Source organism: Streptomyces triticagri, assembly GCF_003429565.1.
Classification (GTDB): Bacteria; Actinomycetota; Actinomycetes; order Streptomycetales; family Streptomycetaceae; genus Streptomyces; species Streptomyces triticagri.
Map to the genome: position 1 here is coordinate 26681 of NZ_QUAK01000124.1, position 18875 is coordinate 45555.

General features: G+C 69.0%; 21 protein-coding genes and 2 pseudogenes. 14 read left to right on the forward strand and 9 right to left on the reverse strand.

From position 1 onward, the window contains the following. Positions 1-107: 107 nt before the first annotated feature. Positions 108-1484, reverse strand: coding sequence for an alkaline phosphatase PhoX (locus tag DY218_RS23925; RefSeq protein WP_128558207.1), 1377 nt, complete (start codon positions 1482-1484; stop codon positions 108-110). A gap of 181 nt (positions 1485-1665) precedes the next feature. Between DY218_RS23925 and DY218_RS23930 the strand changes: the two genes are divergently transcribed. Both DY218_RS23930 and DY218_RS23935 read left to right on the forward strand, forming a co-directional pair. After that, entirely contained in the window at positions 1666-2262 is a 597-nt protein-coding gene (locus tag DY218_RS23930) for a TetR/AcrR family transcriptional regulator (protein WP_128558208.1), read from the forward strand. A 90-nt stretch (positions 2263-2352) separates the two neighbouring features. Next, positions 2353-3678 carry an MFS transporter gene (locus tag DY218_RS23935; protein WP_128558209.1) on the forward strand — a complete coding sequence of 442 codons (1326 nt, stop codon included), beginning with the start codon at positions 2353-2355 and terminating at the stop codon, positions 3676-3678. On the opposite strand, the gene zapE is transcribed toward DY218_RS23935, so the two are convergent. After that, positions 3629-4762, reverse strand: a complete 1134-nt coding sequence (gene zapE / locus DY218_RS23940; RefSeq protein WP_128558210.1) for a cell division protein ZapE — start codon at positions 4760-4762, stop codon at positions 3629-3631. The two genes, DY218_RS23935 and zapE, sit on opposite strands and share 50 nt — an antisense overlap. Between zapE and DY218_RS23945 the strand changes: the two genes are divergently transcribed. The 4 genes from DY218_RS23945 to msrB all read left to right on the forward strand — a co-directional run bounded on the left by DY218_RS23945 (position 4761) and on the right by msrB (position 8225). Then, on the forward strand, positions 4761-5666 hold the full coding sequence (locus DY218_RS23945; RefSeq protein WP_128558211.1) for a pyrimidine reductase family protein: 906 nt from the start codon (positions 4761-4763) through the stop codon (positions 5664-5666). The genes zapE and DY218_RS23945 overlap by 2 nt on opposite strands. 129 nt (positions 5667-5795) lie before the next feature. Further along, positions 5796-6263, forward strand: coding sequence for an indole-3-glycerol phosphate synthase (locus tag DY218_RS23950; RefSeq protein ID WP_128558212.1), 468 nt, complete (start codon positions 5796-5798; stop codon positions 6261-6263). A gap of 129 nt (positions 6264-6392) precedes the next feature. Beyond that, on the forward strand, positions 6393-7787 hold the full coding sequence (gene murC / locus DY218_RS23955) for a UDP-N-acetylmuramate--L-alanine ligase (RefSeq protein ID WP_128558213.1): 1395 nt from the start codon (positions 6393-6395) through the stop codon (positions 7785-7787). 30 nt (positions 7788-7817) lie between these two features. Beyond that, positions 7818-8225, forward strand: a complete 408-nt coding sequence (msrB, locus tag DY218_RS23960; protein ID WP_128558214.1) for a peptide-methionine (R)-S-oxide reductase MsrB — start codon at positions 7818-7820, stop codon at positions 8223-8225. 343 nt (positions 8226-8568) lie between these two features. Here the strand turns inward: msrB and DY218_RS23965 are convergent, their stop codons facing one another. Next, positions 8569-10029, reverse strand: coding sequence for an MFS transporter (locus tag DY218_RS23965; protein WP_128558215.1), 1461 nt, complete (start codon positions 10027-10029; stop codon positions 8569-8571). A gap of 671 nt (positions 10030-10700) precedes the next feature. Between DY218_RS23965 and DY218_RS23970 the strand changes: the two are divergent. The 4 genes and pseudogenes from DY218_RS23970 (at position 10701) to DY218_RS23985 (ending at position 13472) form a co-directional block, all read left to right on the forward strand. Next, positions 10701-11261: pseudogene (locus DY218_RS23970) on the forward strand (hemerythrin domain-containing protein). Between the two features lie 421 nt (positions 11262-11682). Then, a complete protein-coding gene (locus DY218_RS23975) occupies positions 11683-11928 on the forward strand; it encodes a hypothetical protein (RefSeq protein WP_128558216.1) in 246 nt (81 codons plus the stop codon). Positions 11929-12003: 75 nt separating this feature from the next. After that, on the forward strand, positions 12004-12846 hold the full coding sequence (locus DY218_RS23980; protein ID WP_128558217.1) for a helix-turn-helix domain-containing protein: 843 nt from the start codon (positions 12004-12006) through the stop codon (positions 12844-12846). Positions 12847-12908: 62 nt separating this feature from the next. Continuing rightward, complete coding sequence (locus tag DY218_RS23985; protein ID WP_128558218.1) at positions 12909-13472, forward strand: hypothetical protein; 564 nt, start codon at positions 12909-12911, stop codon at positions 13470-13472. 50 nt (positions 13473-13522) lie between these two features. Here DY218_RS23985 and rpsR read toward each other — a convergent pair whose 3' ends face one another. The 4 genes from rpsR to rpmG are packed head-to-tail and all read right to left on the reverse strand — an operon-like array spanning position 13523 to position 15418. After that, entirely contained in the window at positions 13523-13759 is a 237-nt protein-coding gene (rpsR, locus tag DY218_RS23990) for a 30S ribosomal protein S18 (RefSeq protein WP_128558219.1), read from the reverse strand. Positions 13760-13812: 53 nt separating this feature from the next. Continuing rightward, on the reverse strand, positions 13813-14970 hold the full coding sequence (locus tag DY218_RS23995) for a CobW family GTP-binding protein (RefSeq protein ID WP_128558220.1): 1158 nt from the start codon (positions 14968-14970) through the stop codon (positions 13813-13815). Continuing rightward, the gene (locus DY218_RS24000; protein ID WP_128558221.1) at positions 14970-15224 is read right to left on the reverse strand and encodes a type B 50S ribosomal protein L31; all 255 of its coding nucleotides are present in this window, start codon (positions 15222-15224) and stop codon (positions 14970-14972) included. Before DY218_RS24000 ends, DY218_RS23995 begins: the two co-directional genes overlap by 1 nt. Before the next feature lie 29 nt (positions 15225-15253). Beyond that, the gene (gene rpmG / locus DY218_RS24005) at positions 15254-15418 is read right to left on the reverse strand and encodes a 50S ribosomal protein L33 (RefSeq protein ID WP_128558222.1); all 165 of its coding nucleotides are present in this window, start codon (positions 15416-15418) and stop codon (positions 15254-15256) included. 68 nt (positions 15419-15486) lie between these two features. On the opposite strand from rpmG, the gene rpmB reads away from it, so the two are divergent. The 4 genes and pseudogenes from rpmB to DY218_RS35895 form a co-directional block, all read left to right on the forward strand. After that, positions 15487-15723 (forward strand): 50S ribosomal protein L28, encoded by a 237-nt coding sequence (gene rpmB, locus DY218_RS24010; RefSeq protein ID WP_128558223.1) that lies wholly within the window; start codon positions 15487-15489, stop codon positions 15721-15723. Next, positions 15723-16028 carry a 30S ribosomal protein S14 gene (gene rpsN / locus DY218_RS24015; protein WP_128558224.1) on the forward strand — a complete coding sequence of 102 codons (306 nt, stop codon included), beginning with the start codon at positions 15723-15725 and terminating at the stop codon, positions 16026-16028. Before rpmB ends, rpsN begins: the two co-directional genes overlap by 1 nt. A 176-nt stretch (positions 16029-16204) precedes the next feature. Then, positions 16205-17026 carry a class I SAM-dependent methyltransferase gene (locus DY218_RS24020; protein WP_233521867.1) on the forward strand — a complete coding sequence of 274 codons (822 nt, stop codon included), beginning with the start codon at positions 16205-16207 and terminating at the stop codon, positions 17024-17026. A gap of 18 nt (positions 17027-17044) precedes the next feature. Continuing rightward, positions 17045-17089 (forward strand): annotated as a pseudogene (locus DY218_RS35895) (hypothetical protein); the annotation flags it as partial. A 10-nt stretch (positions 17090-17099) separates the two neighbouring features. Here the strand turns inward: DY218_RS35895 and DY218_RS24030 are convergent. Together DY218_RS24030 and DY218_RS24035 are read right to left on the reverse strand one after the other, a co-directional pair. Next, a complete protein-coding gene (locus tag DY218_RS24030) occupies positions 17100-17795 on the reverse strand; it encodes a TIGR03943 family putative permease subunit (protein ID WP_325052019.1) in 696 nt (231 codons plus the stop codon). Then, the gene (locus tag DY218_RS24035; protein WP_407703678.1) at positions 17783-18811 is read right to left on the reverse strand and encodes a permease; all 1029 of its coding nucleotides are present in this window, start codon (positions 18809-18811) and stop codon (positions 17783-17785) included. Before DY218_RS24035 ends, DY218_RS24030 begins: the two co-directional genes overlap by 13 nt. Positions 18812-18875: the final 64 nt, after the last annotated feature.

The following is an 18875-nucleotide window of genomic DNA, read 5'->3' on the forward strand; positions in this document are numbered from 1 at the left end:
CTCGGCGCTGCGGCTCGACGCCCCGCGCCACAGCGGCAGCGGGGACGTACGGCCCGCAGGCCGCACGCCCCCGCAAGGTGCCTCAACTTCCCTGTACGCGCCAGTGGTTACCGGTGCCAGGGCCCGGTGACCGCGAAAGTGGTCCCCGGGTTGTAGCAGTTCACATACATCGTGTCCTCGTCGGGCGAGAAGGTGACCCCCGCGAACTCGCCCCACTCCGGCTCCTCGGGCGTACCGACGTTCTGCGCACCGCGAGCCATCGCGTAGACCTCACCGCGCCGGGTCAGGCCGAACACGTGCTGGGCGCCCTCACCGTCCTCGCAGACCATCAGGCCGCCGCTCGGCGCCAGACAGATGTTGTCCGGCTCCTCGCCCGGCAGCTGCACATCGGTGTCCGGACCGAAGACGATCACCAGGGTGAGCCGGCGCCGCTCGGGCTCGTACCGCCAGACCTGGCCGTAGTGGTCACCCGCCGAGCCCTCCTTGCTGCGGGCGTAACTGGACACGAAGTAGACGGACTTGCCGCCCCAGTAGCAGCCCTCCAGCTTCTGCGCGTGGGTGATCCCCTCCGCTCCGAAGTCCTGGAAGCGGATCGGGGTCTCGGCGGCCAGCGGATCGGGTACGTCGACCCACTCGATGCCGTCGAAGCAGGCGCCGGTCTCGTCGATCGCCGAGAGGTCCGGCACTCCCGGCACCCGCATGGCCTGCAGCTTGCCGCCCGCGCGCAGCGAACCGAGGCCGCCGTGCGGCTTGTTGGGCAGGAAGCGGTAGAAGAGGCCGAAGGGCCGCTCGAAGGCGTCCTCCGTCTCGTAGATGATGCCGCGCCGCGGGTCGACGGCGATCGCCTCGTGCTGGAAGCGGCCCATGTCCTCGAGCGGGTGGGCGCCGCTGCGGTGCGGATCGACGGGGTCGACCTCGAAGATGAAGCCGTGGTCCTTGGTGTAGCCGTTGGTGCCGGCCTTGTCCTCGGTCTCCTCGCAGGTCAGCCAGGTGCCCCAAGGGGTCGGTCCGCCCGCGCAGTTGACCGCGGTGCCGGCGATGGCGACCCGCTCTTCGAGGACCTCGCCCCGCCGGTCGAGGGCCAGGGCGGTACAGCCGCCCAGGCCGTCCGGATCGTAGGTCAGGCCGTCGACGGCCGGGACTCTGATCTTGGCGTCGTTGCGGTTCTCGTGGTTGCGGACCAGGTTCACGCCGCCGCGCTTGCCGCGGAAGGCTGCCATGCCGTCGTGATTGCTGGGCACCGGGCCCTCGCCGGAGCGCAGTTCGTCGCCCTCGCGGGAGAGCACCCGGTAGCGGAAACCTTTGGGCAGATCGAGCAGGCCGTCCGGGTCGGGTACGAGCGGACCGTAGCCGCTCTTGCCGTGGGCGGCCGCGGTGCCTGCGAAGAGTTCGGTGAAAGCGCCGGTGAAAGCGATGCCCGCTCCCAAGGCGCCCGAACGGGCCAGGACTTGACGTCGTGTTGCGGACAGTGGTGATTCGGACATGTGGGCAACTCCCTGCTGGCGGACAGGAATGTGACCCGCCTGTGTGTATCACGCGGTCAGGCCGCAAGGAACCACGCGCGTAGAAACGCGTGCGCTGTGTCCTGTGCGGGGCGAGTGGCCGAAGGCATGTGTCTGCGAGAACGTATTGAATCGATCGGTCCAATACGGCTACGCTGCCCGCATGGCACGACCGAGAACATTCGACGAGGGGTACGCACTGGATGCGGCCATGCGCCTGTTCTGGGAGAAGGGGTACGAGGCCACTTCGACCCAGGACCTCTGCGAGGTCACCGGCCTCGGGCGGAGCAGCATCTACAACACCTTCACCAGCAAGCACGCGCTGTTCCTCAGGTCGCTCGAGCGGTATGTCGACATGGTGACCCGCGACCAGCATGCCCTCCTCGACGGCGCCGAGCTCTCCGCCGTCGACCGGCTCCGGTCGATGTTCACCTCGGTCATCGACATGGAGGAACGCCATCGCCGCAAGGGGCGCGGCATCGGCTGTCTGGGTGTCAACAGCAGTACGGAGCTGGCGGGGCGCGACCCCGAGGTCGCTCAACTGCTCGGGCGTGATCTGGAGCGCCGCCTCTCCGTCATGGGTGAGGTGATTGCGCAGGGGCAGCGTGCCGGGGAGATCTCCCGGGCGCGGAAGCCGGACGAGCTTGCCCGGTTCCTCAACGCGGTGATCGCGGGCATCCGGGTGTCCGCGCAGAACGGCGCCGATCGCTCGGCGCTCGAAGGCGTGGCCGCCTGTGCGATGGATTCGCTGACGCGGTAACCGGCTGCGGGTGTGGAGCCCGGTGGCCGGCGGACGCATGCCGCAGTTTTGAACTGAAGTATCCAAAACCAACGAGAGGGAGTACCGCACGTGCCACGCGCCGTATATGTCCTGGCCCTGGGCATCTTCGCCATGGTCACCAGCGAGTTCGTAGTCGCCGGCCTGATGCCGCAGATGGCCGACGGATTGGGTGTGACGATCCCTCAGATCGGCTATCTGATCACGACGTTCGCCGTCGCCATGGCCGTCGGCGGCCCCTTCCTGACCGTCGCCGTGATGCGGCTGCCTCCCCGGCCCGCACTACTGCTGCTGTTCGCCGTCTTCCTGGCCGGGAACGTGCTGGCCGCGACGGCCACCGGCTACGGCGTCATGGTGGTGGCGCGCATCGTCACCGGCGTCGCGGCGCAGGCGTTCTTCGGTGTCGCCATCTCCGTGTGCTCGGCCGTGACGAGGGAAGAGGTCCGCGGCCGGGCCATCGCGGTGGCCATGAACGGCCTGATGCTCGGCACGCTCCTCGGCCTGCCGATGGCCACCTTCATCGGCGGCCGGCTGGGCTGGCGGGCCGCCTTCTGGGCGATCACCGTGCTCACCGTGATCGTGGCGGCGGTCACCGCTCTGGCCGTACCGCGTCTGGACCGCCCGGGGGCTGCCGGCGGCACCTTCCGCGACCAGGTCCAGGTCTTCCGCAGGCCCAGGCTGTGGCTGGTGCTGTCCACCAGCACGCTCATCATCGGCGCGACGTTCGCCGCCTTCAGTTACTTCAACCCGATCCTGACCGGGCTCAGCGGCTTCAGCGAGGGCGCCGTCCCCGGTCTGCTGATCGTCTACGGAGCCGCCACCGTCATCGGCAACACCGTCGTCGGACGCCTCGCCGATCGCCGGAACCTCGGCGTCCAGGTCGTCGGACTGGCCCTGAACGCCGCGTTCCTCGCCGCCTTCGCGCTGCTCGCCGACGTCGGGGCGGCCGCGGTGGTGCTCATGATCGGCATCGGTCTGGTCGGCGTGACGATGAATCCGGCGATGGCCACCCGGGTCCAGCGCACCGGAAACCCGGGACCGCTGGTGAACACCGTCCACGCGTCCTTCATCACGCTCGGAGTCGTCGTCGGATCGTCCCTGGGCGGAGTCTTCGTCACGCACTTCGGACTGCGCTCCCCGCTGTGGCTCGGCGCCGGCCTGGCCGTCCTGGGGCTGCTGTCGCTGCTGCCCGAACTGGTGTGGCGCCGTGGGGCGTCGGCGTCGAGCGGGGTGGTGGTCACCCGGGCCGCGGTCGTCGTACCCGTATCCGTGGCCGTACTCGAATCAGAGTCCGTATCCGAACCTGAATCCGAATCCGAATCCGAATCCGAGGAGCGGGTCGGCGAAGCTACTGGCGTTCCGACACCAGCGGGGCGGCGTCGCGGGCCAGGGCGGTGAGGCGCGAGATGGCCCGGAAGTACTTCTTCCGGTATCCGCCCTTCAGCATGTCCTCGCTGAACAGCCGGTCGAACGGTACGCCGGAGGCCAGCACCGGCACCTCGCGGTCGTAGAGCCGGTCGGCGAGGACCACCAGGCGCAGCGCCGTGGACTGGTCGGGCACCGGCTCGGCGCCGGTCAGGCACACCGCGGTGAGCCCGTCGGTCAGGGCTCCGTACCGGCTGGGGTGCACCTTCGCCAGATGCTCGAGGAGCCGCGGGAAGTCGTCGAGGGACGCGCCTTCGGTGGCGTACGCGGCCTTGGCGACCTGCTCGTCGGAGTACGGGGCGGGGGCCTCGGGCAGACCGCGGTGCCGGTAGTCCTCGCCGTCGATGCGCAGCGCGCGGAAGTGCGCGGACAGGCCCTGGATCTCGCGCAGGAAGTCCGCGGCGGCGAAGCGGCCCTCGCCGAGCTTGCCCGGCAGGGTGTTCGAGGTCGCGGCAAGCGCCACTCCGGCCTCGACGAGCTTGCCGAGCAGGGTGGAGACCAGCACGGTGTCACCGGGGTCGTCGAGCTCGAACTCGTCGATGCAAAGGAGCCGGTGCTCGCTCAGGGTGCGTACGGTCTGCTGGAAGCCGAGCGCCCCGACCAGATTGGTCAGCTCCACGAAGGTGCCGAAGGCCTTGTGCTCGGGCGCCGCCGGAGTGGCGTGCCACAGGGAGGCGAGGAGGTGGGTCTTGCCGACGCCGTACCCGCCGTCGAGGTAGATCCCGCGGGGGCCCTGGGGCGCGGCGGGCTTGCGGCCGAAGAACCGCCGCTTGGTGCCGACCGCATGCGCCCCGCCGAGCCCGGCGGCGAAGCCGCTCAGCACCCGGACCGCCTCGGCCTGGCTGGGCTGCCGCTCGTCCGGTACGTACGTCTCGAAGCGTGCGGTCTGGAAGCGCGGCGGCGGCACCATCTCGGCGACCAGACGATCGGCCGGTACGTGCGGCTCGCGGGCGCACAGGGACTCGGGGGCCGCGTCGGCTATGTGCGAAGTACCGGCGGCGGGAGCGGAGGTCGACACAACTCCCCACCTTAAGGGCCGTGGGAGACTGCGGGACATGCGCAGCCTCTTCCCTGTGACCGACGAAACAGCCGACCAGGGCCCCGGGGCCGATCGCCAGTGGACGCTCGACGAGCTGGCCGACCGGTACGCCTATCCGGTGGATCGGGCGGATTCGGCGACGGAAGCGAAAGGTTCCGCTTCCGCTTCTTCTTCGCCGGCACCGTCGCCCGCTGCTTCGCCCACACCTTCGCCCGCTTCCTCCTCCGCTTCTCCTTCCGCTGCGCCGGGCCCCGCTCCCCGCCCCTGGCTGCGGGCCAACATGGTCTCCTCCCTGGACGGCGCCGCCCAGCACGACGGCCGCTCGCAGCCCATCTCCTGCGCCGCGGACATGCGGATCTTCGGCACCCTGCGCGGCCTCGCGGACGTGGTTCTGGTGGGTGCGGAGACGGTCCGGAAGGAGGGGTACCGGCCCGCCCGCGCGCGGGAGGCCTTCGCGGACCGCCGCAGGGCGGCCGGCCAGACCCCGGCCCCGGCGGTCGCCGTGATCAGTGCGGGTCTCGACCTCGACTTCTCCGCCCCGCTCTTCACCTCGCCGCTGACCCCGACGCTGATCCTGACCGGCGAGAAGGCGCGCGAGGACCGCAAGAAGGAGGCCGAGCAGGCCGGCGCCCGGGTGGTCGTCGCCGGCGAGGGCAGGGGAGTGGACCCGGCGCGAGCCGTGGCCGCACTCGCCGGGCTCGGCCTCACCCGGCTGCTCACCGAGGGCGGCCCGCGGATCCTTGGTCAGTTCATCGCGGCCGGAGTCCTGGACGAGCTCTGCCTGACCCTGTCGCCGATGGTCACCTCGGGGGAGGCGCAGCGGATCGCGGACGGTCCCGGGATCGCCGTGCCGAAACGGTTCTCCTTGGCTTCGCTCCTGGAAGAGGAGGGGTTTTTGTTCACCCGTTACCGTCGAACCTGACAATCAGCGGAATTGATCGTTCCGTTTGTGTTCCGCTGGGCACACTAGAACCGGCAGACCCCGTGTGACCGCGGGGCAGGATGGTTTCCGCAGGGGCCAGGCGGCCCCCGAAGGAGAAGGGCGCCCGTCGTGTTCACGAGCGTATTGATGATCGAAAAGGCCCTGTCGGCCGTGGACGTGGAGTTCGTCACCACACTGCACGGCGACGAGCCGGTCTCCTTCGTCGTCCTCATGCAGCCGCGCGGCGACCAGGACCGGCTGCTGCGCGCGGTCGACGACGTGGCACTCGGCGAACTCGAGGACGCCGTGCACGAGGCGGACGAACCGGAGGGCGACGAGGCCGTAGGCCCCGCCCGCCTCGGCCTCGAGCACTCCCTGAAGGTCCTCCGCGACGCCGGCGGCGAGGCCGTCGGACAACTGGTCGAGGACCACCCGCTGGACGTACTGACCTCGGTCGCCGAACAGACCCACGCCGACGAGGTCATCGTGCTCACCGCGCCGCACTACGTGGAGGAGTTCTTCCACCGCGACTGGGCGTCGAGGGCGCGCCACAAGGTCGGCGTCCCCGTGCTCAAGCTCTACGCGCACAGCGAATAGGCTGGGGCCGCCCCGGGCACCGACCGGGGCACCCGCCGGCCGCACCGGCACCGCTCCCGCGTCGCCGGGTCCGTGCCGCGGCGTGGCGGCCGTACCACCCGTACTCGCCCCCGTGCCCAGGAGACGCAGATGACCCCCGGCCTTCCCCCCGCCATGGACCGACCGCACTTCATCGGCATCGGCGGAGCGGGCATGTCGGGCATCGCCAAGATCCTGGCCCGGCGCGGCGCCGCCGTGGCCGGCAGCGACGCCCGCGACTCCGCGACCGCCGAAGCGCTGCGCGCCCAGGGAGCGACGGTCCACATCGGCCACGCCACCGGACACCTGGCCGACGACGCGAGCAGCGTCGTCGTCTCCTCCGCCATCCGGGAGGACAATCCGGAGCTCGCCGCCGCCCGGGAGCGCGGCATCCCGGTCGTCCACCGCTCGGACGCCCTCGCCTCCCTGATGGACGGTCTGCGCCCGATCGCCGTCGCCGGCACCCACGGCAAGACGACCACCACCTCGATGCTCGCCGTCGCCCTGTCGACCCTCGGCCTCGAGCCCTCGTACGCCATCGGCGGCGACTTGGACGCCCCCGGCTCCAACGCCGAGCACGGCACCGGCGACATCTTCGTGGCCGAGGCGGATGAATCGGACCGCAGCTTCCACAAGTACGCACCCGAGGTCGCCATCGTCCTCAACGTGGAGCTCGACCACCACGCCAACTACGCCTCGATGGACGAGATCTACGAATCCTTCGAGACCTTTGCCGGCCGCATCGTGCCCGGCGGCACCCTCATCGTCTCGGCCGACCAGTCCGGCGCGGTCGAACTGACCCGTCGGCTGCGCGACCAGTCGTCCCTGAAGGTCGTCACCTACGGCGAGTCCGAATCCGCCGACGTACGCGTCCACAAGATCACCCCGCGCGGCCTGACCAGCGAGGTCACCGTCCTGCTCGACGGCAAGCTGCTCACCTTCGCGGTCTCCGTGCCCGGCCGCCACTACGCCCTCAACGCGGTCGCCGCGCTCGCCGCCGGCGTCGCCCTCGGCATCCCCGCGCACAATCTGGCCTCCGCCCTCGGCAAGTACACCGGCGTCAAGCGCCGCCTGCAGCTCAAGGGCGAGGCCGCCGGCGTCCAGGTCATCGACTCCTACGCCCACCACCCGACCGAGATGACCGCGGACCTGGAGGCCATGCGCGCGGCGGCCGGCGACTCGCGACTCCTCGTCGTCTTCCAGCCGCACCTCTTCTCCCGCACCCAGGAGCTCGGCAAGGAGATGGGCGAGGCCCTCGCCCTCGCCGACGCCTCCGTGGTCCTCGACATCTATCCGGCCCGCGAGGACCCGATCCCCGGCATCACCAGCGCCCTGATCACCGACGCGGCCCGCGCCGCCGGCGCCGACGTGGTGGCCGAATCCGCCAAGGACGCGGTGCCCGAGGTGGTGGCGGGAATGGCGAAGCCCGGCGATCTCGTTCTCACCATGGGCGCGGGCGACGTCACGGACCTCGGTCCGGAGATCCTCGCCCGCCTGTCCCGCTGACCGCTCCACCGCACGCCGAGGAGAACGCACATGTCGTACGACGTCGAAAAGCCGGACGAGCAGTGGCGCGCCGAACTGTCCCCGGCCGAGTACGCCGTCCTGCGCCAGGCCGGCACGGAGCCGGCCTTCACCGGCGAGTACACGGACACCAAGACCGAGGGCACCTACGCCTGCCGCGCCTGCGGCGCCGAACTCTTCACCTCCACCACGAAGTTCGAATCCCACTGCGGCTGGCCGAGCTTCTACGACCCGCGGGACACCGACGCGGTCGAGCTCGTCTCCGACACCTCCCACGGCATGGTCCGCACCGAGGTCCGCTGCGCCCGCTGCGGCTCCCACCTGGGCCACGTCTTCGAGGGCGAGGGCTACGACACACCTACGGACCAGCGCTACTGCATCAACTCGATCTCGCTGACGCTGAGTCCGGCGGAGGGCTGACGACTGGGCGGAGGGCGCCGGCCGGCCCCCCACACAACTGCGTTGAGGGTGCTGGGCGGTCCCACGTCACTTGGGTCGGCTTTTCGGCGGCACTGGTCCCGGGACCACACCCAGGTCCATGAGTTCGAGTCGGCCGTGCTGGTTGGTGAACGGCTTCGCTGGTTTCCAAGAGCGTCCTGCCTCGGGGAATCGAGGGCTTGGGCCGCGTCCGTGTCATGGTCGCCACGATGATGTCGGCGTCATCATCGGCACCGATCCGCTGGTGCAGCGTCTCGTCCCGTCCCCGCCAGAAGCAGTCCGGCTCGGCCCGGCGAAGCGGCCGGAGCCCGCTGTCGGCGGCCGGTCACGAGGTGGATGCCACCGACAGTGGGGGAGCGATGTCCTCGAGGGAGCGGCGTTCGGCCGCTACGGCGAAGACGACGGCGACGAGGCCTGCCGCGACCATCAGTCCGGCGCCGATGCAGAAGGCGAGAACGGCGTCGGCGACGACTCCGCTGCTGGTGAGGCCGGCGAAGATCAGCGGGCCGGAGATTCCGCCTGCGGCGGTTCCGATCGCGTAGAAGAAGGCGATCGACATGGCCCTGGTCTCCATCGGGAAGATCTCGCTGACGGTCAGATAGGCGGAGCTGGCTCCGGCGGAGGCGAAGAACAGCACGAGGCACCAGCACAGTGTCATGGTGGTGGCGTCGAGGAGCCCGGCACCGAACAACCCGGCGGTGGCGAACAGGAGCAGGCCGGAGAGTATGTACGTGCCGGCGATCATGGGCCGTCTCCCCCAGGTGTCGAAGTAGCGCCCGAGCAGAAGTGGGCCCATGAAATTGCCGGCAGCGATGATGGCGAAGTAGTAGCCGGTTGCGCCCGACGGAACGTCGAAGAACGTGATCAGGATCGTGCCGAAGCCGAACGTGATCGCGTTGTAGAGGAATGCCTGGCCGATGAAGAGCGCGAAGCCGAGGGTGGCGCGGCGGGGATAGTCGCGGAACACTGTCCGTGCGATCTCGACGAACCTGATGGTGCCGCGCTGGTGAATGGTCATCTCGTCGGTGGCCTGCGGCAGTTGCCGGGACGTGTCCCGTTCGATCTTCGCCTCCACGTCGTCCACGAGGCGTTCCGCGGCGGCCGCGCGACCGTGGATCAGCATCCAGCGTGGGCTCTCCGGTACGTGGCGTCGAACCAGGAGAATCACCAGACCCAGCACGACACCCAGCGCGAAGGTGAGTCGCCACCCCAGGTTCTTCGGGAAGACATCGGTGTTGAGTGCCGGCACGGAGAGCAGGGATCCGCCGACGGCGCCGAGCCAGTAGCTGCCGTTGATGATCAGATCGACGCGTCCGCGGAAGGCGCTGGGGATCAGTTCGTCGATCGCAGAGTTGATGGCCGCGTACTCGCCGCCGATGCCGAGACCGGTCAGGAACCGGAAGAGGAAGAACCACCACGCGGTGAACGAGACCGCGGTCAGCGCGGTGGCAGCCAGGTACACGGCGAGGGTGACCAGGAAGAGCCTCTTCCGGCCGAACCGGTCGGTGAGCCTGCCGAAGAACAGTGCCCCCGCGCAGGCGCCCGCCACGTACAGGGCGGCCGCGACCCCGGTCACCTGCGCGTCGGTGATGGCGAGTCCGCTGCCGTCCTCCGCGATACGACCGGCCACGGCGCCCACGACGGTCACCTCGAGCCCGTCGAGGATCCAGACGGTGCCCAGACCGATCACGATCATCCAGTGCCACCGGGACCACGGCAGCCGGTCCAGGCGTGCGGGGATCGTGGTGGTGACCGTGTCCACCGGTGTGGTGCTGTTCCTGTTCATGGCCCGACTCCTTCAGGCGGCCGCAGGTGGCCGGCGCCGGACGCGCGGACGTCAGACCGCCGCTCGGTCCGTCGGCTCGCCGGCCTCCTCCCGCACCCGGCTGCAGGTGTTCTTGAGGGGGCGGAGAGGTGCATCTGTGAGATGCCGAGCGCATGGCCGATCGACAGTTGTGGCATGTCCTGGGAGTAGCGAGTAGCGCAGCCTCACCAACACCCGCACCTTGTTCGCCAGGCCCAGTGCCTCGGCATGGCCAGGAGCAGTTGCTCCTCCACTCCGACGCTGCGCATGCCACCGCGGTCAGTCCACGCCCCGGACGATATTCGGCTCCCGCCCCTTCCCGTCCCCTTCACCCTCTCCCTTCGCCCGGACGCAGGTGCGGATACTGCTCCTGTGCCGGCGCTGTGCCCTCGCCCATCCTGTTTCGGGCGGTCGCTCGAGCGTCGTCGCTGCCTTGGCTTTCCCGGTCACGGCGTGCCATCCCCTTTCCGATGCCGCCCCTCCGGGGCGGTTCGGTCTCGTCCGGCTGCACAACGGCTGTCGGGTCCCCGCTGCTACCCCGGCCAAACGGAAGGAGCACCGGGCCCTGCGTGTGTGCCGTTCCAAGCCGGGGGTACTCCTGCGGGGCGACCGTCCCGGTCGGACGTCGCGCACCGACCCGAGAGGAGCGAACCATGGGACACGGCGGCAATGTCATCGAGGAACTCACCACCGATCACCGCGAGGTCGACGAACTCTTCGACCGGATCGAGTCCCTGCCCGCCGGCGACAAGCAACGCCGCGAACTGGCCGACGAGTTGACCATCGAACTGGTGCGGCACTCCGTGGCAGAGGAGATGCACCTGTACCCCGCGGTACGCACACACGTGGAGAACGGTGACTCGCTCGCGGACAAGGAGATCTCCGACCACGCCACGGTGGAGCAGCACCTCAAGGACCTCGAAGGCACCGAGGCCGACGACCGGGAGTTCGACCACCTCCTGGCGACCCTGAAGCTCGAGGTGAGTGACCACGTACAGGACGAGGAGGCACACCTGTTCCCCATGCTCGCGATCTCCTGCCCGCCGTAGACGCTCGACGAGCTGGGCGAGAAGATCCGTACCGCGAAGAAGACCGCACCCACCCGACCGCACCCCTCCACACCGTCCACACCGCCCGCCAACAAGCTGCTCGCCCCCGGCACCGGCCTCGTCGACCGCGCACGGGACGTCCTCACCGGACGCGGCAGCGGCTGACCGCGGCAGGACAAGCCGACGCTCTCCGAGCGCTGTCTCTCCGGGTGGGATCCGCACGTCCCACGCCGCATCCAGGAACTGCGCAATACCGTGCGCATCGCACGCCGGGACCGACCGCGCAACCGCCAAGGCAAGCCTGCGGCACCTCCCACAACGCGAGCGCATCATCCTCTACGGCAGTCGGCCTCCGACTCGGTACCTTGCGGCAGTGCAGCTCATGCGCGGTGAGCCCTCGAACCCCGCAGTGGATGAGTATGGCGGGCCGCGCCCTGCGGCAAAACGGCCGTCGATCGGGTTGCAAATTCCCGCAAGGCAAGGGCATTTCCTCGATCCTTGCGCAAGTATGCGCAACAGTCTGGCTGTTGCGGACCGTGGTCGCGCACTCTCGATCCGTCAGCGAACGCGACTTCGAGGAGCCGTAGTGGCACTTCATCTGCTGTGCAAAGACCCCGAGAGTCCGAACAACGGAAGCCCCACCCTGTACTACGACGACGAGTCGGACACCTTCCTGCTGCAGTCGTGGCGGATAGGTGAGACCGAGCGCCTGTCTTCCATCACCGTACCGTCGCACGAGACGGTCGTGGAGTTCCCGAAGAGACTCTTCCGCCTCTTCCCCACTGCCGAAGTCGCCCTGGAAATGGGGGAGAAGAAACCGAACCAGCAGTGACAATACAGCGCATACGGAAGCATCCGGGTGCCGGGGAAGTTGGCCAGGAGACACAGCGCAAGAGACACTGTCGGCATGTCTCAGTCCTCCAGTCTCAACGCCGCACGGCTCGCTCTCGGGCAGCGCTTACGCGCGGAACGTCGTGAAACGGGTATCACCGCACGGGAGTTGGCATCTCGATGCGACTGGCACGAATCAAAGGTCAGTCGCATCGAGAACGGCCGCGCCGCGCCCTCGCCCGCCGACATCGCCACCTGGCTCGCGGCCTGCGGCAAGGAGGAGCTGACCGCGGACCTCGTCGCCCTGGTCCAGGGGATAGACAGCATGTACGTGGAATGGCGCCACATGGAGAAGGACGGCCTGCGCAGAGCCCAGGACCAGGCCCTCCCGCTGTGGGAACTGACCTCCCGCTTCAAGGCGTACAGCCAGTGCCTCATCCCCGGTCCGCTCCAGACCGAGGCCTACACCCGCGCCGTCCTCGCAGGACTGCGCAAGCGGCGCGACCTCACGGACGACGTCGAAGAGGCCGTGCAGTCCCGCATGGAGCGCCAGAAGGTGTTGCGTGACGGGAGCAAGCAGTACGCGATCCTCCTCGAGGAAGCCGTCCTGCACTACCGCCTCGGCGATCGAGCCCTGATGCTCGGCCAGCTCAGCCGGCTCATCGAAGCCGCCGGCTTCACCAACGTCAGCCTCGGCATCATCCCGCGCACGGCCGACCGCTCCGGCATGTGGCCCGTCGAGGACTTCTGGATCTTCGACGACCGGCAGGTCAACGTCGAGAATGTGTCCGCGTACATCACGATCAAGCAGAGCGGCGAACTCGCCCAGTATCAGGACGCGTTCAGCCGCCTGCAGAGCCTCGCCGTCTACGGCCGCGACGCCTTCGCCCTGATCATGACCGCCCTGCCGGACACGTAGGCCCAACCGGATCGCACACGTACCCCCCGACCACCGTCACGTCGTTCAGGCAGGAGCGGCACATGAGACGCCGCACGACCCCTCGCGAGCCCATCATCGAGGCAGTACCCCCGGAACCGGAACGGTTCTACAGACAGGGGCCGTTCATCCTCGCCCTGTCGGTGGCCGCGCTGCTCGCCGCCACGCTGGCGCTCGGCAGCCTCGCGGAAGGTGGAGACGACCAGACGTCGGACGCGTCGGACCCGAAGGACGCCGCCGACCGTGCACGGCAGCACGACACCTTCCTGGACCTGATGGCCCAACAGCCCGGAGTGCAGGGCCGTGTGGCCGCATCGACCGCCGAGACCGGCCGCCGCGTGCAGGTAACCATCGGTGACCCCGAACACCCCGGCAACCTCCTCACCTACGCATGCTGGGGACCCGGCACCCTCACCATCGACGTCCGACCAGCACTCGAATCCCGGCCCGGCCACGCCGCACAACGCTGCGACGGCAGCGTCGTCCGCGTCCACACGTCAACTCCCACCCGAGTGACCCTCACACCGACCACCACCACGACCAGCATCTCCTACGCGCTGTCCGCCACCAAGACGGGAGTGGAAGCCGACGCCCGGTCGTCCGGGTGACGATGGGCGGGGAGACGAGTTCGGCGAGCTCGGGCAGGGGGGCGGGGCGATCACCGAGTTGAGTACGGCAGGAGTGCCATCTCTCGCGCGTTCTTGATCGCGGTGGCGATCTGTCGTTGCTGCTGGGCCGATACGCGAGTGACCCGGCGGCTGCGGATCTTGCCGCGGTCGGAGATGAACCTGCGAAGCAGATCGGTGTCCTTGTAGTCGATGTAGGTGATGCCGGCTGCGTCCAGAGGGTTGGGGCGGGACTTCAGCGGCTTACGTGGGTCGTGACGGCGGGCCATCAAGGGCTCCTTCAGTAATTCTCCGTCGCTGGGGACGGAGGGGGAGTGGCGAGCTAGGACGCAGGATCCAGGAGTGAGTCGAACGCCGCAGGCAGTTGTCTCCAGGCCTGCGGGCCGGCGGCGTACTCCTCGTCCGTGAGCAAGCAGGACTCGAGCAGTCGCTCCAAGCCGTCGCGGTCGAGGCCCGGCGAGGTGAAGACGAGGTGCTGACAGCAGTCGCCGTGGACGGGATGCCAGTCGAGTGCGGCGGCTGCCCTGCGCATCGGCGGTACCAGCTCCCAGGCCGCATCGGGCAGCGACGCCAGCCACGGGCCGGCGTACTCCACGCACAGGGCTCCGCCTGCAGCGTCCCAGGCGAGCAGCGACTCCAGACGGTCGGCGAGCCAGAAGCGTCCGCGACTGCGGACCGCAGCGCAGCACAGATCCTCCAGTGCTCTGTACAGGCGCTCGGGGTGGAACGGGCGTTGGCGACGCCAGACGAGTGTCGAGACACCCGCTTCCTCCGACTCCTGGGGCAAGAGCGCACAGGCGGGGTGCTGAGCGGCTGCCGCAGTATCCACGTCGAAGCCGGTGGAGAAGGCGAGTTGGACGAGCTGCTCGCAGTCGATGGCGGGCACTCGGCTCGCCGTTGGATGGAGCTGCGCTACGAGGGCTCGATCCTCTTCGTCAGCGTCCGGATTGTCGATGAGGGCGAGTACGGGTGCGTACTCGAGCTGGCGGGCGAAGGTGTCGCCGACTGTGCGCTCGTCCGTCGAGGCTGCGGCGAGGCCCGCCTCGGAGAGGTCGTCACCGTTGGCGAGATACGGCAGTACAAGAGCTGGATCAACTGCTGTGATCACGTTCGAAAGGCTGACTCCGTCGCCGTGAGCTGTGACGACTTCGGCCATTGCCTTCGGTTCGACCGAATCCCACAACTCGACGACGGCGAGCCGGGTGAGTCCGCTGGCGGCCAGGCGTTCGAGCTCGGGGACGAGGTCTTCGCGCAGGGCGCAGCAAGCGCAGTCGTTGACCAACGGGGCGTTGTCGCGGGACAGTTCGCCGGCGGCGTCACGGATGGTGCGCTGTACGGTGCCGTCCGCGGCGGTGGCCAGATTGTGGTGAAGAGCGACGCTGCCGGGGACGGAGTGCAGTAGCTGCTCGACGACCTGTGTGCGGGCGTCGGCGTGGAGTCCTGCGACGATGACGACGGGCAGCGGTGGATTGTCCTTCATCAGTTGGCTCCGCGCCGACGGTATCGGCGCTCGAAGCGCTCGACGCGACCGGCAGTGTCCAGGACTCGGGCCGTTCCCGTGTAGAAGGGGTGGCTCACGTTGGAGATCTCGACGTCGACGACCGGGTAGGTGTTTCCGTCCTCCCATTCGATGGTCTTGTCGCTCGTCATCGTGGAGCGGGTGAGGAACGCGGAGCCGGCGGCCTTGTCACGGAAGACGACGGGTGCGTACGCGGGGTGGATTCCAGGCTTCATGACGGGTCCTTGGGGTGGGGCGGTTCGAGTCAGCGTTCTTCGCGGAAGTCGACGTGTCGGCGGGCGATCGGGTCGTACTTGCGCAGAACCATGCGGTCGGGGTCGTTCCGGCGGTTCTTGCGAGTGACGTAGGTGTAGCCGGTCCCCGCGGTCGAGCGGAGCTTGATGGTCGGGCGTAGTTCGTTGCGGGCCATGACGAGGTACTATATGGCAATGGTTTCCATTACCAAAAAGAGCGCAACCTGGAGAGGTGGAACACGCTGTGTCTGCACACTGCCAACTGACCGGAGCGCAGCCGGGCTTCGGCAAGAACATCTCGCACTCGCACCGCCGGACGTCACGCCGCTTCGACCCCAACATCCAGCGCAAGCGGTACTGGCTCCCGAGCGAAGGTCGTCATGTGCGACTGACGCTCAGCGCCAGGGCGATCAAGACCGTTGACAGCATCGGCATCGAGGCGGCCGTGGCTCGTATCCGTGCACGAGGGGGGAAGGTCTGATGGCGAAGAAGAGCAAGATTGCTCAGAACGAGAAGCGCAAGGTGATCGTCGAGCGCTACGCGGCGCGGCGGGCCGAGCTGAAGGAGATCATCAGGCGCCCTTCGTCGACGGAGGGTGAGCGAAGGGCCGCCGTCGAGGAGCTGCGCAGGCAGCCGCGTGACGCCAGTGCGACCCGGGTCCGCAATCGCGACGCCGTGGACGGTCGCCCCCGAGGGCACCTGCGCAAGTTCGGCCTCTCGAGGATTCGCATGCGTCAGGAGGCGCACGCGGGGCTCCTTCCCGGAGTCACCAAGTCCTCCTGGTGATCGCTGCAGCCTGAGCGTGAAGGGCCGGCCGCCCTCCGGAGTGCGTGCGGCCGGCCTTGCGGGCGGTGCCGAACGACAGACGGACATGCGCGTCTGTCGTGGGCACGCAATGCGCGCAGGCTCGTGCAAGACCGAACTGACCCGGCAGGCGTACGGAGATGAGGAGCCATCAGATCATGGACAAGTACCAGGTGAAGCAGGGAGGAGTGGAAGAGACCGTCCTGATTCCGCTCTACGCCCGAGCCGTGGAGACTGCCAAGACGGACCCTGCTCTACGCGATCCACGCGCGGTGGAGATGGTCGAAGCCATCGACTACGACTACGCCAAGTTCGACGGTCTGCCCAGCCTCGGTGGTGCTGTGATGCGTACTGCGTTGTTCGATCACTGGACGAGGGCCTTCCTCGCGGAGCATCCGGACGGCACCGTGATCGAGGTGGGCACAGGCCTGAACACCCGCTTCGAGCGGACGGACAACGGGCGGGCGCACTGGTACGACCTGGACCTCCCCGACATCATCGAGCTGCGCCGCAGGTTCTTCCACGACACCCGGCGCCGGACCATGATCTCGGCATCGGTCACCGATCCGGCGTGGCCCGATCAGGTGGACACCGGCGGCCCGTACCTGATCAGTGCCGAGGCCGTGCTGGCCTTCCTGTCCGAGGAATCGGTGCGCAGCGTCGTCCAGTTGGTGGCGAACCGCTTCCCGGGAGCCCTGCTGGCCATGGACACCTCGGGAACCGGGATCGTCGCGGCTCAACAGCAGCACGACGTACTCAGCAAGGTGGACGCTGTCATGAACTGGGCGTGTGACGATCCGTCCGAGGTCGCCGGCTGGCGTCCTGGAGCCGAGGTGCTCGGCTCGCACACCCTGACGTCGTTGCCGCCCGAGCTCTACGCCGCGCTCCCGGCCGCGTACCGCGCCATTGTCGACGAGCTTGTCCCCCAGCAGCTGATGCAGGTCGAGCAGTACCGCATGAGTCTGATCCGCCTCCCTTGACCGAACCCGCCGTCCTACGCACGCATGTGGCAAGGGCAGCAGCAGAGACAGTCCGGGAGCTGAGGTGTGCCTTTCAGGCCGGTGGGCGGTCGACGTAGGGGCGCTTCGGCTCCGGGATGCGCTGGAGCGAGTCCACGTTCAGGGCCACGGCGGCGCTCGTGGTCCCGAGGGTGCCTGAGGGGTGCCATGTGCCGGTCACCGTCACCCAGGTGTCGGCGGCGGGGGAGTGGATGCCGTGCATCCTGACGGTGAGGGACTGGGAATCGGCGGCACAGCACGAGACGAGGAGTCGACTCAGGTCCCACGCCCCGTCCGTGCGCGGTGTCACGAATCCTGACAGGACGACGGTGCGCCCCCGCAGGCTCTGTGCTTCCTCCTGCTGGACGCGGGCGGTGAACTCGGTGAGCGACAGGTGAACGGCCCCGTGCGTCGGCAGCGGGTCGAAGTGGTCGTAGTCGGCGACGATCTTCGGATTGTTCCGCGCTGCCGTGTACGAGCCGAGGGCGGGCGGCGCCCAGCACAGCAGGGCCAACGCGGGCGGCACCAGGAGCCAGGCCGTGCGCGGCGGCCCGTGTCCGTCGCCGCGCCCGTCGCGCACCCGACTCAGCGCGGCCGCAAGGATCAGGACCGCACCGGTGACCGCGAGGTACGGGCGCAGCGGCTCCTGCACGTAGCGCAGGGCGACGTCGCCGAACAGGGTGATGCGCAGCAGCGCGGCACCGACGAGGAGCAACAGAACGGCGGGTACGGGGTGCTTCACAACAGCCACCACCCGGTCACCGCTGCGGAGATGACGGCGACCACGGCGGTGGCAGCCGAGAAGCGCAGGGCGAAGGACTTGCCGAACGTGCCCGCCTGGAGCGCCATGAGTTTGAGGTCGACCATGGGTCCGACCACCATGAACGCCAGACGTGCGGTGGGGGAGAACCCGGTGAGCGAGGCCGCCACGAACGCGTCTGCTTCCGAGCAGACGGCGAGGACGACGGCGAGCAGCGCGAGCACGAGGACGGACAGCCACGGTGAGGTGGACAAGGAGTCCAGGACGGAGCGGGGGACGAAGACATTGAACGTGGCGGCGGCGAAGGCTCCGAGGACGAGATAGCCGCCGGCATGCAGGAAGTCGTGTTGAAAGCCCTGCCGGAACTCCTCCCACCGTGAGGCGCCGGGCTGATGGCCGGTGTGGCGCACGGCCGGACGCAGCCACTGGGCCCGCCCGAAGCGGAGCCACAGCCAGCCCATCACGGCAGAGGTGGCCAGTGAGGCGATGAGCCGGGCCGCCACCATCCGGGGCGATCCGGGAAAGGCGACGGCGGTCGACGTCAGAACGATCGGATTGACCGCAGGCGCCGAGAGCAGGAAGGCGAACGCGGCCGACGGCGTGACGCCGCGCCGGATGAGGCTGTTGGCCACGGGCACCGAGGCGCACTCACAGCCCGGCAGGGCCACGCCGGCCACGGAGGCCACCGGCACGGCCAGTGCGGGGCGCCGCGGCAGCAGGCGCTGGAAGACATGGGCCGGGACGAAGGCGGCCACGGCCCCGGAGACCAGGGTGCCGAGCACCAAGAAGGGCATCGCCTGGACGGTGATGGCGACACAGACGGTCTGCCAGGCCCGTACGTCCGGCCGGGCAAGCCACGCACCGAGTCCCGTCGCCCAGGCCAGAGCCAGCAGGAGCAGTACGGACAGCGCGCCGACGAGGGGGAGTGACCGCGAGGTGCGCGGCCGGCCGTCGACGGGATCGTCGTGCGCGAGCGGCGCGGTCGGGACGGTGTCGTCCTGGTGCACGCCCGCTCCGATCGCTCCGGCCGGTTCGACTGAATCCTTCAGTCCGGCACTGTCTTGTCACTCA

What these genes read in the sequence shown, in the direction of transcription:
- DY218_RS23925 (WP_128558207.1), bottom strand. Translation starts at nt 1,484, where the DNA reads ATGTCCGAATCACCACTGTCCGCAACACGACGTCAAGTCCTGGCCCGT.
- DY218_RS23930 (WP_128558208.1), top strand. Translation starts at nt 1,666, where the DNA reads ATGGCACGACCGAGAACATTCGACGAGGGGTACGCACTGGATGCGGCC.
- DY218_RS23945 (WP_128558211.1), top strand. Translation starts at nt 4,761, where the DNA reads ATGCGCAGCCTCTTCCCTGTGACCGACGAAACAGCCGACCAGGGCCCC.
- zapE (WP_128558210.1), bottom strand. Translation starts at nt 4,762, where the DNA reads ATGTCCCGCAGTCTCCCACGGCCCTTAAGGTGGGGAGTTGTGTCGACC.
- murC (WP_128558213.1), top strand. Translation starts at nt 6,393, where the DNA reads ATGACCCCCGGCCTTCCCCCCGCCATGGACCGACCGCACTTCATCGGC.
- msrB (WP_128558214.1), top strand. Translation starts at nt 7,818, where the DNA reads ATGTCGTACGACGTCGAAAAGCCGGACGAGCAGTGGCGCGCCGAACTG.
- DY218_RS23965 (WP_128558215.1), bottom strand. Translation starts at nt 10,029, where the DNA reads ATGAACAGGAACAGCACCACACCGGTGGACACGGTCACCACCACGATC.
- DY218_RS23980 (WP_128558217.1), top strand. Translation starts at nt 12,004, where the DNA reads ATGTCTCAGTCCTCCAGTCTCAACGCCGCACGGCTCGCTCTCGGGCAG.
- DY218_RS23985 (WP_128558218.1), top strand. Translation starts at nt 12,909, where the DNA reads ATGAGACGCCGCACGACCCCTCGCGAGCCCATCATCGAGGCAGTACCC.
- rpsR (WP_128558219.1), bottom strand. Translation starts at nt 13,759, where the DNA reads ATGGCCCGCCGTCACGACCCACGTAAGCCGCTGAAGTCCCGCCCCAAC.
- DY218_RS23995 (WP_128558220.1), bottom strand. Translation starts at nt 14,970, where the DNA reads ATGAAGGACAATCCACCGCTGCCCGTCGTCATCGTCGCAGGACTCCAC.
- DY218_RS24000 (WP_128558221.1), bottom strand. Translation starts at nt 15,224, where the DNA reads ATGAAGCCTGGAATCCACCCCGCGTACGCACCCGTCGTCTTCCGTGAC.
- rpmG (WP_128558222.1), bottom strand. Translation starts at nt 15,418, where the DNA reads ATGGCCCGCAACGAACTACGCCCGACCATCAAGCTCCGCTCGACCGCG.
- rpsN (WP_128558224.1), top strand. Translation starts at nt 15,723, where the DNA reads ATGGCGAAGAAGAGCAAGATTGCTCAGAACGAGAAGCGCAAGGTGATC.
- DY218_RS24020 (WP_233521867.1), top strand. Translation starts at nt 16,205, where the DNA reads ATGGACAAGTACCAGGTGAAGCAGGGAGGAGTGGAAGAGACCGTCCTG.